9 protein-coding genes are annotated in these 13,901 nt (G+C 48.6%); 6 read left to right on the plus strand and 3 right to left on the minus strand.

Features of this window, described 5'->3' with window-relative positions; all coding sequences use genetic code 11:
• Window positions 1-8 precede the first annotated feature (8 nt).
• On the plus strand, window positions 9-2,174 hold the full coding sequence (locus tag HB364_RS00865; protein ID WP_167286009.1) for a peptidase domain-containing ABC transporter: 2,166 nt from the start codon (window positions 9-11) through the stop codon (window positions 2,172-2,174).
• A gap of 128 nt (window positions 2,175-2,302) precedes the next feature.
• Complete coding sequence (locus tag HB364_RS00870) at window positions 2,303-2,536, plus strand: helix-turn-helix domain-containing protein (protein ID WP_167286010.1); 234 nt, start codon at window positions 2,303-2,305, stop codon at window positions 2,534-2,536.
• Between the two features lie 205 nt (window positions 2,537-2,741).
• On the opposite strand, the gene HB364_RS00875 is transcribed toward HB364_RS00870, so the two are convergent.
• Both HB364_RS00875 and HB364_RS00880 read right to left on the minus strand, forming a co-directional pair.
• A complete protein-coding gene (locus HB364_RS00875) occupies window positions 2,742-3,041 on the minus strand; it encodes a hypothetical protein (protein WP_167286011.1) in 300 nt (99 codons plus the stop codon).
• 160 nt (window positions 3,042-3,201) lie between these two features.
• Window positions 3,202-3,366 carry a bacteriocin gene (locus tag HB364_RS00880; protein WP_167286012.1) on the minus strand — a complete coding sequence of 55 codons (165 nt, stop codon included), beginning with the start codon at window positions 3,364-3,366 and terminating at the stop codon, window positions 3,202-3,204.
• A 162-nt stretch (window positions 3,367-3,528) separates the two neighbouring features.
• Here HB364_RS00880 and HB364_RS00885 point away from each other — a divergent pair, with 162 nt between their 5' ends.
• On the plus strand, window positions 3,529-4,131 hold the full coding sequence (locus HB364_RS00885) for a hypothetical protein (protein WP_167286013.1): 603 nt from the start codon (window positions 3,529-3,531) through the stop codon (window positions 4,129-4,131).
• Window positions 4,132-4,191: 60 nt separating this feature from the next.
• Here HB364_RS00885 and HB364_RS00890 read toward each other — a convergent pair whose 3' ends face one another.
• Complete coding sequence (locus HB364_RS00890) at window positions 4,192-6,618, minus strand: hypothetical protein (protein WP_167286014.1); 2,427 nt, start codon at window positions 6,616-6,618, stop codon at window positions 4,192-4,194.
• A gap of 156 nt (window positions 6,619-6,774) precedes the next feature.
• Here HB364_RS00890 and HB364_RS00895 point away from each other — a divergent pair, with 156 nt between their 5' ends.
• The 3 genes from HB364_RS00895 (at window position 6,775) to HB364_RS33455 (ending at window position 13,863) form a co-directional block, all read left to right on the plus strand.
• Window positions 6,775-8,283 (plus strand): carboxypeptidase M32, encoded by a 1,509-nt coding sequence (locus HB364_RS00895; RefSeq protein WP_167286015.1) that lies wholly within the window; start codon window positions 6,775-6,777, stop codon window positions 8,281-8,283.
• A 99-nt stretch (window positions 8,284-8,382) separates the two neighbouring features.
• Window positions 8,383-8,796 (plus strand): hypothetical protein, encoded by a 414-nt coding sequence (locus tag HB364_RS00900; protein WP_167286016.1) that lies wholly within the window; start codon window positions 8,383-8,385, stop codon window positions 8,794-8,796.
• Window positions 8,797-9,048: 252 nt separating this feature from the next.
• Entirely contained in the window at window positions 9,049-13,863 is a 4,815-nt protein-coding gene (locus tag HB364_RS33455) for a PKD domain-containing protein (protein ID WP_167286017.1), read from the plus strand.
• The last annotated feature ends 38 nt before the right edge of the window (window positions 13,864-13,901 follow it).

Consider the following 13,901-nt stretch of genomic DNA (forward strand, 5'->3'; position numbering starts at 1 on the left):
CCAATACCATGAAAAAAACCATCAAAGTAAAACAACACGATGTTACCGATTGCGGAGCAGCCTGCCTGCAATCCATAGCCGCTTATTATAACCTTCAGCTACCCATCGCCAACATCCGCCAATATGCGGGTACCGACACAAAGGGCACCAATGTGCTGGGATTGATTGAAGCAGCCCAGAAAATAGGTTTCGAGGCCAAAGGCGTGAAAGGGCCTTTCGAAGCCTTGCTCAATATGCCTGTACCGGCCATCGCCCATGTAGTGCTCAACAAACGGCTGAGCCATTATGTAGTGATCTATAAGGTTACAACAGCGTTCATACAGGTGATGGACCCGGCAGACGGAGAACTGCATCAATATCCCCCTACCGCTTTTCAGGATATCTGGACAGGCGTGATCGTATTACTGCTGCCGGCAACGACCTTCCGGGAAGGCAATGAAAAGATCTCCCACCTGCGCCGTTTCTGGTTGTTATTGCGGCCACACAAAGAAGTGACCCTCCAGGTGATTGTTGGCGCCGCCGTATATACCATTCTTGGCCTGGCCACCTCCCTGTATGTACAGAATATAGTAGACCATGTATTGATCGGCGGCAATACCCGGTTACTGAATATGATGGGCGTGATCATGCTGCTGATACTGGTACTACAGTTATTCATTGGCAGCTTCAAGAGTGTCTTTGCCATGAAGACGGGCCAGCAGATAGATGCCCGTCTCATACTCGGCTATTACAAACACCTGTTGAAACTACCCCAGCAATTCTTTGACACCATGCGGGTGGGTGAGATCACTTCCCGGGTGACAGATGCCGTTAAGATCCGTTCCTTCATTAATGAAACCGCCACCGGCCTGGTGGTGAATATCTTCATAGTCGTTTTTTCTTTCCTGGTCATGTTCCTCTATCAGTGGAAGCTGGCCCTGCTGGTACTTACCATCATTCCGGTATACATCCTGTTGTATATGGCCAGCAACCGGTTCAATAAAAAATGGCAACGCACACTGATGGAAAACAATGCGGAGCTGGGCGGGCAACTGGTAGAGTCCCTGAACACCATTAGTACGATTAAAAGATTTGGGCTGGAAGAACATGCCAATATGAAAACAGAATCCAGGTTCATCCGGCTGCTGCAAACCATTTATAAATCGGCCCTGTTCAATATTTATTCCGGCGGCGTGGCAGGCTTCGCCACCAGTCTGCTGGTAGTGGTGCTGTTATGGACAGGGGCCACCATGGTGGTGAACCGTAGCCTGAGCGCAGGTGAGCTGCTTTCTTTTTATGCCCTGGTAGGTTATTTCACCGGGCCGGCCATGAGTATTATAGGCGCCAATAAGAGTATGCAGGACGCCCTGATTGCGGCTGATCGTCTTTTTGAGATCATGGACCTGGAGCAGGAAGACAGTACGCACAAGATGAAGCTGGCACCCGGCACTACCGGTGAAATTGTTTTTCAGGATGTAGGTTTCCGTTATGGTTCCCGTACAGAAGTATTCCGTGGATTCAACCTTACCATACCTGCCGGTTGTATCACCGCCATTGTAGGGGAAAGCGGTAGTGGTAAGTCTACCCTGATGTCTTTATTGCAAAATATCTATCCGCTCAGGAGCGGGCATATCAGCATCGGCGGCAAGGATATTAAGTACCTGGACATAGAAAGCCTGCGGCAGCGGGTAAGCGTGGTGCCGCAACACGTGGACCTGTTTGCCGGTACGGTATTGGAAAATATCGCTATCGGCGACCTGGAGCCGGATATGCAAAGCGTAATCACGATTGCTACGGAGCTGGGCATGCTCGAATTTATTGAGCAGTTGCCTTCAGGTTTCCATACCTGGCTGGGCGAGCATGGCGCCACCCTTTCCGGCGGACAGCGGCAGCGGCTGGCCATTGCGCGCGCGCTGTACCGGCAGCCTGATATCCTGATCATGGATGAAGCCACTTCTTCCCTGGACCCTATCGCCGACCAACTGGTACAAAGCACCTTACAGCGATGGCGCAAAGCCGGCAAAACCATTATTATCATCGCCCACCGGCTTAGTACGATTATACGGGCCGACAAGATCGTGGTATTAAAGAACGGACAATTATATGAGGAAGGATCACATGAACAGTTGTTGGCCAATAAGGCGATGTATGCCCAGTTATGGGAGCAACACCAGGGAATGGTTACGAATTATTGAGACATAGTTGGTGAAAACGGGCAGTTATGTCCATGTAGCTGCCGTTATTGTTATCCTTATATATTCTTTACATGAAAAACAAGGCCCGCAAGCATGGCAAGGGGGCAATCCAAAAACCTGATGAAATTATGTTACCACAAACCATATCACCTACAGAATTGATTGCAACAAAGATCAGGATCTTACGAAGGAGCAGGGAGTACTCACAGGAGTATATGGCGATTATGTTGCACATTTCGCAAAATGCCTATAGCCGGCTTGAAAATGGTAAAACACCGCTTACACTTGACCGGTTTTATGAAGTATGCCAGATACTGCAGATCAAACCTGCTGAATTATTGGATATGGTAGAGATGCCCTAGTATGTAGTATGGTGCATGAAAAAAGGCCGGTATAAAACCGGCCTTTAAGGCTTCAGAAAAGGTAAGCATTTCTGTATGCCTGCCACCGTCCAAGTGAATACGTTGTACTGCACCAGTTCCTAACCAGGATATGCCTGGGAGTATAAACCGATGTAGGGAAATAGGACGTTTCCTGGATTGAGTGAAGTCAGGACAGGAATAATGATTAAATAGGCAGGGTGATGCCACCCAGGTTGCCGATCAGGGTGTTCAGGCCACCACTACCGCCAGCGCTTAATTGGAGCAGGGAAAGACCTGCGCTATTCAATGCACTACCTGTACCTGCACCAGTAAGTGTGAGCGCATTACCAGCGCCGGTAGTTACACCGCCTAAACCAGTAAAGGTATTGCCCATACCAGTAAACAGGTTATTAACACCGGTCCACATACCATCGAATGGACCGCCGCCATTAATGTCTGCCAGCTCTGTTGCAGATAATGCTGTGAATTGATCGAAGTTTTTCATAAAACGCTTTTAAAAATGAAGGAATATTTTACCTGATAAAATTGCTTTTTATCCACCTATTTACCTAACCACCACATGGTTAAATTATAGCCACAGGTTGTAATAAAAAAAAGCCGGTTTGTGCGCCCGGCTTTTCCCTTACGATATATTCCCGATACCCTTATACAGGTAGATTGGGCAGGCCAAGGGAAGCCAGCAATTGCTGAGCAATACCCAGGACAGGAGACAGCAATGGGCCTACGAGTGGAATGCTATCCAATATGCCACCACCGTTTACCTGCATCATTTCTTTCTCCGTAAGCGGAGTGAATTGTGTGTTTTTCATAACCATAATGCTTTAAAGTGAACAATAATTTTGATGGCATAAAGTTGACTGAAGCAAACGGACCAACCTAACCGTATCATGGATAAATTAAACCCGGGAGGTTTAAAAAGGTCGGGCACATAAATTGTATAGATTTGTACAACAACCAAGAAAATAAACAAAATGCGCACAACCTGGCTGATTCTCATAGTGATGATGCTGGCCGGAGGGGGCATGTACTATTTTGCCACAAAAAAGAAGCCGATTGCCCCCCATGATACGATCATCCTGCAGGGCACTCCCGACTCCATACGTAGTAAGATCCGGTTATTTGTCGCTTACAATCCCACTGAAATTACCTATAAAGACAGCACCTGGTATGAGCGGGATTCCATACCCTTGAAGCAGGTATCCCTGGACAGCGCCACCAATGCGTTTGATAAACACTATCAATCGGCCACTTTTTACCTGGATTATGACCATGCCTGGTTTTATGATATAGAAGTGAACAAGCCTAAACAGGACCTTGCCTATACGCTCCGGTTTGCGATCAGCAAGGTGAATGATACCCTGCATGCCAGTGGTATTATTGATGACCTGCAAAACGACCAGTTACGGCTGAGCGGGCCCATGATGAAGATGTACCAGGCATTTTTGCTTACTTATAATAATAAGTTGCCCCCGGCAGTTGATTCCACCGCCACCGCCGACTCTACCGCCGACTCCGCAACTGCAGCACCTTCCGCCACCCCTGCCTCTAAAACAATTACTGTGATCAGGAACTAACAAAAAAATCCGCTACCGGAACAACGGTAGCGGATCAGTATTTTATACTACCTATATTTCTTACTGCTCAATCAGCCGCTCTATCCTTACCAGCCTTCCCTCTTCATTCATGCCTTCCATGATGATCTTGATGCGCTTGGTAACATCGTTGTTGTAGAAGGTAATGGTATGTCTGCGGGATGATTTATCGGTGAGTATATAGGGCAACCAGTAAAGCGTGGTACGCACATCGGATACCTCAAAGAGGTCTGACTCTTTAGTATAATCCGGTGCATAAAACTGCTTCAGGGAAGCATAACCTGCCAGTTGGTTCTTTTCCATGCCACCCGGCACACTGGTATTGGGTTTGGCATCGTTGCCTTTCCGGGTATAGATGGCAATAGCGCCGCCGGAGCCGCCTCCTGAAGCACCAAAGAAGGGCGGACGGAATGCTTTTACATAAGCAATATCTGATACCGGTAGGTTCTGGATCATGCTGGCATCTACCGGCATTTCATCCAGGAACAAAGAGGTATTGGATTGACGCCAGGTTAAGGTAGGTCCATTGGCCCCGTTCATATTGACCTGTAACCCCGCCACCCTGCCCTGCAGGAATGTGAAGATGTTCTGGGCCGACTGGGCAAAGGGATCATTGACCATATCAAAAGAGATGGCATCGCCACCGGCAAATAACCCGCGGGCATATTTTTCATCCATGAGGTCTTTGGTAGAACGCTGCCTGGCCTTTACTGTAACGGCCTCCAGTGTTTTGATCCGTTTATCCAACTCAGGCCTCACCCGCTCTGCTTCGGCAGCCATATAACGGCTCCTGTTCAAAGCCTGTGTATCCAGCGGCACCGGTATACGCCAGGCTGAATCCAGCGGCAGGGTACTCAATCCCCGCCAGGTGCCATTGTTAAAGTTCACCACGGCCCTTTCGGTCATCCGCTTGTCCTTGTTAAACTGGTAATACACTTTTACTGTATCAAAAAATATCAGGCCTTCCTCTTTAAACTGCCCGCGGCCATCCAATGGAAGCGAGAAGAACTGACGGGAAGAATCCTTGGATTCCATGAAGGCATTGATGGAAGAACCAGCAGGTATCTGACTGGCCGGCATGCCCAGCACTTCTCCTTTTAAGGCCAGGTAATTATCGCGTGGGTATTTAATGACAGGCAACTTACCGGCAGCCAGGTCCTCCCACTTAAAGCGGCGCCAGCCATTGGTAAGCATTACCAGGTCCAGGTAATAACGGGTGGAATCGTCTACTACATTAAAGTAATAAGAAGGCTCATGCACATATCCCCTGATATCACCGCTCAGTAAAAGACGGGAAATAATATTGTCTTCCCCTTTATCCGCTACAGCAGCATCTGTAATGGAGAGCGAAAGATTAGACCGCAGGGTATCCGGCACTTCTACCGTAATTACATTCTTACCCCGTTTATTGGTGTTGCGGGTAAGCGGGTTGATGACGGCATCAAATACATAGTCTTCCTTGTTGATAAACACGATACGCTCGGCCAGTGGCTGCCAGTTGGCATTGAACAATGTCAATTCCAGGATACCGCTGGGTAGCTCGGAGAGCGGAATAGTGCCACTGGTCATGAAATTACTGGAAAGATTAATGGTTGCTTTGTATACTACCTGCTGGTACATATTTCCCACCAGGTACAGCCGCTGCAATGCGGGTGGTGCAGTAGTAGAACGTTTGATAATGAAAGACTGCAGTTTTTCAGAACCGATCATCTGCAGCAAAGCGCCACTGGGTTTTACAGCAGGCAGGTCGGTTTTATAGGATTTGCCCTTTTCATCTTTCCATTCTGCATAATAGGTGGTGTTGGCAGCCGGCTCCAGTTCAAATTTCCCCATACCATCATGCAAGCTGCTGAAAGAAGCTACCTCAACGCCTTTGGCATTCTTCACCACGCCTTTTACCCCTACCGGGAAACCATACCTGTCCACTGCTTTAAAAGCTACAGGATTGGAAAGCTCTGCCACCATATCGCCGCCTTCAGGGAAGAATTTGAGGGAGGTCTTATTGTCGGCCGGTGTTTTATCAGCAGCCGTGTTCTTGTTAACGATGCGGATATTTTTGCTATATACGAATGCAGTATCAAAGTTCAGCATCCAGGTAGTATAGGCTTTGAAGATGATATTGGTATTGCTGAGCGCCAGGGGCAGGTCGAAATTGCCTGCAGTAGTACCTTCAAAGATGGGTGTTATTTTCCGCTGCAGCACCTTACCGGTGGAAGGGTCGATCAACTCTGTATAGAAGTTATGACTGATGGCGGATGGCAGCAGCCCGGAAAACAGGTAAGCTTTATACCAGATGGTCTCGCCAGGGTTATAGACCGCTTTATCAAAATGAATATGCACTTTCTCCTGCGGGAAACGTTCACCGTACACATTGATCATGGAATCTATCTGCTGTGCATGGCTGAACCGGGGTATAACGGATAAAACGAACAGGGCCAATAAGGTATAAAAGACGGATGCGTATTTCATGTATAGAACTTCTTATTAACAAATTAATGGCTTTATTGCCTTAAAACCGATAAATTTTTGTCGTTGAATTGTTAAAAGCCTTTTACATTTATCCCTCACATAGTACATAAACAAAATATCTGGCGTTTAGATTCAGCGACCGGCAAAAAATTATATATGATCACTACCACTTCAGACAAGCTGTACCAACAATATACCAATACGATGCGCAAGATAGCGGACATCCGTTATTCCTCCGCATTATTGCAATGGGACCAGGAAACTTACCTGCCTCCCAAAGGGGCCATCATCCGCGGGCAACAGATTGCTACATTGTCTGAACTGGCCCATGAGCACTTTACAGCGGATAGCCTGGGCGCTTTGTTGCAGGAACTGAATGGGCGCGATGACCTGACGGCCACTGAAAAAAAGAATGTAGCCCTTACCTGGGAAGATTATTCAAAGCAGAAGAAGTTTACCCCCGCATTTGTACGGGAGCTTACAGAAACGGTGAACAGATGCTTCCATAGCTGGCTGGAAGCCAGGAAGGCGAATAGTTTCAGCCTGTTTGCCGGGGAGCTTTCCAAACTGATTGTGCTGAAAAGGCAGGAAGCGCAATTATTGGGTTACCGGCAGCATCCCTATGATGCCTTGCTGAATGAGTATGACAAGGGATCGAATGTGCAGCTATTGGATGGTGTTTTTAATACGATCAGGCAGCCATTGAAGGATATTTTAAATAAGATCCAATCGCGCCCGCAGGTGAGCAATGCTTTCCTGTACCGGCATTACCCGAAAGACCAGCAATGGGCTTTTGGCATGCAGGTGTTGAAAGACCTGGGATACGACCTGGAAGCAGGCCGGCAGGATGTATCGGAACACCCTTTTACGATCAATTTCAACAGCAGGGATGTACGGGTCACCACCCGTATTGATGAGAACGACCTGGGCAATATGGTATGGAGCTGTATCCATGAAACAGGCCATGCCCTGTATGAGCAGGGACTGCCGGACGAGGCTTATGGCCTTCCCCTGGGCGAGGCGGCCTCCCTCACGATCCATGAATCCCAGTCGCGCCTGTGGGAAAACCATGTAGGCCGCAGCCGGGCCTTCTGCGCGCATTATTTCCCCCTGTTACAGCAATATTTCCCGGAACAACTGAAGGATGTAACGACGGAGGCTTTTTATCAGGGTATTAACCAGGTGACGCCTTCCCTGATCCGTACGGAAGCCGATGAGGTAACCTATCATTTTCATGTGATGATACGGTATGAGCTGGAAAAGCGGTTGCTGGAAAACACCTTGCAAACCAACGACATACCAGCCTGGTGGAATGATCATTACGAGCAATACCTGGGTGTGCAGGTGCCCGATGACAAGTGTGGCTGCCTGCAGGATGTACACTGGAGCCATGGCAGTTTTGGTTATTTCCCCACCTATAGCCTCGGCAGCTTTTATGCCGCCCAGTTCTATGCCAAGGCCAGCCAGGCCATTCCCGGCCTGGAAAGCCAGGTACAAAAAGGCGATACGGCAGCCCTGTTAGAGTGGCTCCGTAAGGGGGTGCACCGGCATGGCCGCCAGTTTACCAGCGAGGAATTAAGCCGGGAAGTGAGCGGGGAAGTACTCGATATTCAGCATTTTTTACGGTACATGCTTGACAAATACCAAGATATTTACAAATTTTAGGGAGCGAGTGGTGAGTGGCGAGTAGCGAGTGGGGCTGAAAATTCAGCAATCAACCCACTGGCCACTTACCACTCGCCACTTGCCAACTCAATATCCAATATGAAAAAACTTATACCCTTTGCCCTGGTATGGCTGGTGATGGCTTCTTCCTGCCAAAAGCTGATTGATAAAAAAAAGGAGCAAATAGTGCTGGACATTATGACCAGCGGCGAGTGGTATGTAGAGCAATACTTTGAAGGCTCTGCCAATATTACCAGCGACTTCCTGAATTACCTGTTCCGCTTTAAAGAAGACCGTACTGTTACAGGCACCCGCGGTGCTGAAGTATATGATGGCACCTGGGCAGAAGATGTCTCCAACATATCTATTACTTCCGACTTTCCCACCGCTCCCGACCCGGTCAAAAAGTTGAATGGCACCTGGAAGATCAAAGACAGCTCCCGCGATTACGTAAAAGCGGAAATGACTACACCAACAGGAAAGAATATCCTACGCCTGCGCAAGAAGGAATAAACATCGAGCAAGCTCTGTCAGGCCTGCTCTTCACTCCTGCTAATAACTTCTACATTTGCTGTAGTAAAGGTTCTACAGGGGTTTAGTGGATTTTACTTAGGCAACGAAAAGATAGCATATACCTCCCGCGATTATCACCCGGCCACGGACAGCTCCTATTAACATTTTTCATTCCTTTGAATAGGTAAAGTCGTAATTTTATACTGCTTTATCCCAACCACAATTTAGAACACCCAAAATTCCCAATATTCTATGAGGACTATACGCCTCATATACCGTCCAGTATTCTTTGGCTGCCTGTTATTGCTATGCAGTAACGTTCTACAGGCCCAATTAAAAGCTGGATTTTCTGCTACCCCCGCAGCCGGCTGCGCTCCCCTGGTGGTGAAGTTCTCCGATGAATCTACAGGTAACCCAACTTATTGGCGCTGGGACCTCGGCAATGGCACGATCTCCTTTCTGCAAAATCCGGCCGCTACTTATTTTAATCCCGGCACTTACACCATCAAACTGGTGATACGGAATGGCGTACAAGCCGACTCTGTTGTCAAAGTGAACCATATCACTGTATACGCTTCTCCCATCGTTAATTTTTCTGCTTCCGATACAACAGGCTGCTTCCCACTGAATGTACAGTTTACCGATCTGAGCAGCCCCGGAGATGGTACCATCGTATCCCGCGAATGGGATTTCGGGGATGGCACGATTGCTACTGACCCCAACCCGGAACATCGTTATACCGCAGCAGGCAAATACAGTGTGTCCCTGCGTATCCGCAATAGTTATGGCTGTACACAAACCATTACCCGCACCCAATATATTCAACTGAACAACGGGGTAAAGGCCGACTTTGGCTTTGCTGTTCCCAATAGCTGTAAGCCGCCAACAGCGGTACGTTTTACCAATAAGAGTACAGGTACCGGCACGCTAAGCTATGAATGGGATTTTGGTGATGGCAGTACGTCTGCACAACCCAACCCGGTACATACCTATACGGCTACCGGCACTTACTCTGTAAAGCTGGTGGTACGCAATAACACCGGCTGTGCAGATTCCATCGTTCAGGTAAATATCATTAATATCGGCACTGTAAAAGCAGGTTTCACCGTTCCGGCACTCATCTGTAACAATGAGCCCTTCGCTTTAATTAATAATACCACACCTGCACCAGTAGCCGCTTACTGGACTTTCGGCGATGGCACCAGTTCTACCGACATGAACCCTGTTAAAACTTATGCGCAGGCGGGCAATTATACCATCAAGCTGGTGAGTGATTTTGGCTCCTGTAAAGATTCTGTTACCAAAAACATACAGGTAACCCCCAAAGCAAAAGCCGCTTTCACAGCAGATGACAGCACTTCCTGCAAAGCGCCTTTTACTGCCAACTTTACGGCTACTTCAGCAGGGGCTACCCGTTATCAATGGTTGTTTGGCGATGGCGGTAAGGATACAGGCCTGCACGTTTCCCATACTTTCCAGGTATCCGGGGAATATGATGTTACCCTGATCGTTACCAATGCAGCAGGCTGTACAGATACACTGGTGAAAAGTAAATATGTGCAGATCAAAGTGCCGCAGATAACGATCACCGGCCTGCCGCAGGAAGGTTGCCTGCCTTATACCTGGCGGCCATCCTTTACTGTTAATACAGTAGATGCGCTGGTGAATTATGTTTGGCATTTTGGCGATGGCAATACGGCTACAGGAAGTAATCCTACCCATACCTACACGCAGCCGGGGACTTATACGGTGAAACTGGTGTATATGACAGCCGGGGGCTGTACAGATTCAGTGTCGGTGACCGACGCTATCCGGGTGGGCAATAAACCCATTGTTGCTTTTACGGCCACGCCAAGGGATGTATGCGCTTTTCAAGCCGTTCAATTTACTGATGGCAGCACAGGTGGCAAAGCCGACCGTTGGCGCTGGTATTTTGGTGATGGCAGCACTTCAACAATACAACATCCCTCCCATATATACCAGGATACCGGTTACTTTAACGTAAAACTGGTGGTATGGAGCAATGGTTGCCAGGATTCACTCACTATTCCCCGTTACATTCATATTAAGCCACCCATCGCCCGCTTTATTACTGCTACTGTTGATTGTAGCATCAAGTTTACACGCCGGTTCACCGATCAGTCAATCGGCGCTACTACCTGGGCCTGGGATTTCGGTGACGGCCATACATCTACCCAGCGCCACCCGGTACATACCTACGCCAGTCCAGGCAGTTATATTGTGATCCTTACTGTAAAGAATACCACTTGTGAACATACTACTTCGAAACAGGTATTGATCGTATCGGAAAAAGCCGACTTTACCGCCAGTGATACGGTTATTTGTAAGAATGTGCCGGTAACGCTGACCGCCATTAACAGCCAGACGCAAAATATCGCCAGCTATGCCTGGACAATTACCAAAGACAACAGGGCTTATGGTACTCCTGCCGGACGTTCTGTGCAGTTCACCTTCCCTGCTGCCGGGCAATATAATGTGCGCTTAATTATTAAAGATATTTATGGCTGCGCAGACACCCTGAGCAAAGCATTGTATATCCAGGTAAACGGTCCGACGGCCGACTTTAAAGTACTCAACCCGGAAGTATGTACCAATACCACTATCCTGTTTGCCGATTCCTCCCAATCCGACGGGCAACATCCGGTGCAACAATGGAAATGGAATTATGGTGACGGGGCCACTGAAACATTGACGAGCGGACCATTCCAGCATACGTATACACAAAGCGGCGTATATGCAGTACAGCTTACCGTGGTGGATAACCTGGGATGTACTGACACCCACACGATACAACATGCTGTTACTATTTCAAGACCGGTAGTACAGTTTGAATCGCCCGATACATTATCCTGTACAGGCAAACCGGTCCGGTTTATTAACAAGACCACCGGCAACGGCCCGGTATATACCTGGTATTTTGGCGATGGGCAAACCACTGCAGCCACTCAACCGGCCCACACCTATACACAGGAAGGCGACTATACGGTGAAGCTGGTCGCCAGCGACCGCTATGGTTGTGCCGATTCAATGACCCGGCAACAGTACATCCGCATCAGGGACCCGCGGGCCCGCTTCAGCATGAGTGATTCCTTTGCTACCTGTCCGCCGTTGCGGGTTGACTTTACCAATCAGTCCCTGCACTACAACCTTCTTGAATGGGATTTTGGCGATGGCAATACATCAACGCTGGCTGATCCCTCCCACTTTTATACTTATCCCGGCACTTACCGGGCTAAACTGACCATTACCAGTCCGGGCGGTTGTATCGATTCTTTGATAAAAATCATCATCGTAAAAGGACCAAAGGGCACTTTCACGTATGACAAAACCAGCGGTTGCGTACCCACCACTATCGGTTTTACGGCCACCACCAATCAATCTGTAGGTTTCGTATGGGATTATAATGATGGTACGGTTGACGAAACCGATGACAGGATTATTACCCATACTTATACTGCTATGGGAGAATATCTCCCCAGACTGGTATTGATTGATGCACAGGGTTGCCGGGTACCGGTGATGGGAAAAGATACCATCCGTATTTATGGTGTAGCGGCAACCTTTGCCCCTCATAAGGAATTGCTTTGTGATTCGGGCCTGGTGCAATTCAACAATACCACGGTATCCAATGACCTGATCACCCGCTATAACTGGACATTTGGCGATGGACAGCATTCAGCAGAAAAAAATCCCACCCACCATTATAAGCAATCCGGGCTATACACGCCTCAACTGGTAGTAACCACGCAACATGGTTGCCTGGATACAGCCCGGACCCCGTTGCCATTAAAGATTGTACAAAGCCCGCAGGCTGCCATTGAGGGTGATGCCGGGGCTTGTGTGCCGGCCTTATTGCAATTCCGCGGCAGCCTGTTGCGCCCCGATACTGCTGCCCTGCAATGGCAGTGGGATTTTGGCAATGGCACTACAGCCCAGGTACAAAACCCGCCTGCAGTGACCTATGCTACTGCCGGGGCATTCCAGGCCCGGCTGTTAGTTACCAATACATCGGGCTGTACCGATACCGTATTCAAAACAGTGAATGCCTGGCCCCTGCCAACGGTTAGCGCCGGCCCCGACCAGGTTATTTGCCGTAATGCCGGCGCCACCCTTACCAGCAGCGGGGCTACCCAATATAACTGGTTCCCGGCCACTGCCTTATCCTGCACCGATTGCGCCACGCCTTTGGCATCTCCTTTGGAGGATATTACCTATGCTGTAACCGGGAAGAATATTTTTGGCTGTACCGCTATGGATTCTATACGGATACAGGTAAAACAACCGTTTACTATGACAACAGGTAAGGGAGATACCCTGTGTAAGGGAGAATCCTTCCAACTGATGGTTTCCGGCGCAGAAGAATACTCCTGGACCCCTCATGTATGGATGGACAATCCTACCAGGAGTAACCCCACTGTAAGGCCCGATACATCTGTGACTTACCGCGTGATAGGAAGGGATAGCCAGCATTGTTTTGCCGATACAGGCTATGTGTCGATGGTAATATATGCGTACCCTGTGATAGAGGCCGGGCAGGACCAAACGGTACCGGTGGGTAATTCGGTGACTTTAACCCCGGAAATCTCAAAAGATGTCACGGCATTAAAATGGTATCCGTCTGCAGGGTTAAGCTGTATAACCTGTACCACGCCGGTGGCCGCTCCCAAACAAACGATTACTTATACGCTGGAGGCGGTGAACGGAGGAGGTTGTATCAGCCGGGATAAGGTAACGCTGTTTGTTTTCTGCAACAATGCCAATGTATTCATGCCAAATACCTTCTCGCCCAACGGAGATGGCAATAATGACGTATTTTATCCAAGGGGGAAAGGAGTATACTCCATCCGGTCCTTAAAGATCTTCAACCGGTGGGGCGACCTGGTGTATGACCAGATGAATATCCAGGCGAATGATGCCGGCAAGGGATGGAATGGGATGCATAAAGGACAGCCGGCGCCCCAGGATGTGTATGTGTACACGATGGAAGTGATCTGTGAGAATAATGTGACCCTGAATTATAAAGGTAATGTGGCGCTGATCCGTTAAGTGGTATCATTATTGTTTACCGGGACGTACCCTTATTG

It is taken from the genome of Paraflavitalea devenefica, from assembly GCF_011759375.1.
GTDB classification, from domain to species: Bacteria; Bacteroidota; Bacteroidia; order Chitinophagales; family Chitinophagaceae; genus Paraflavitalea; species Paraflavitalea devenefica.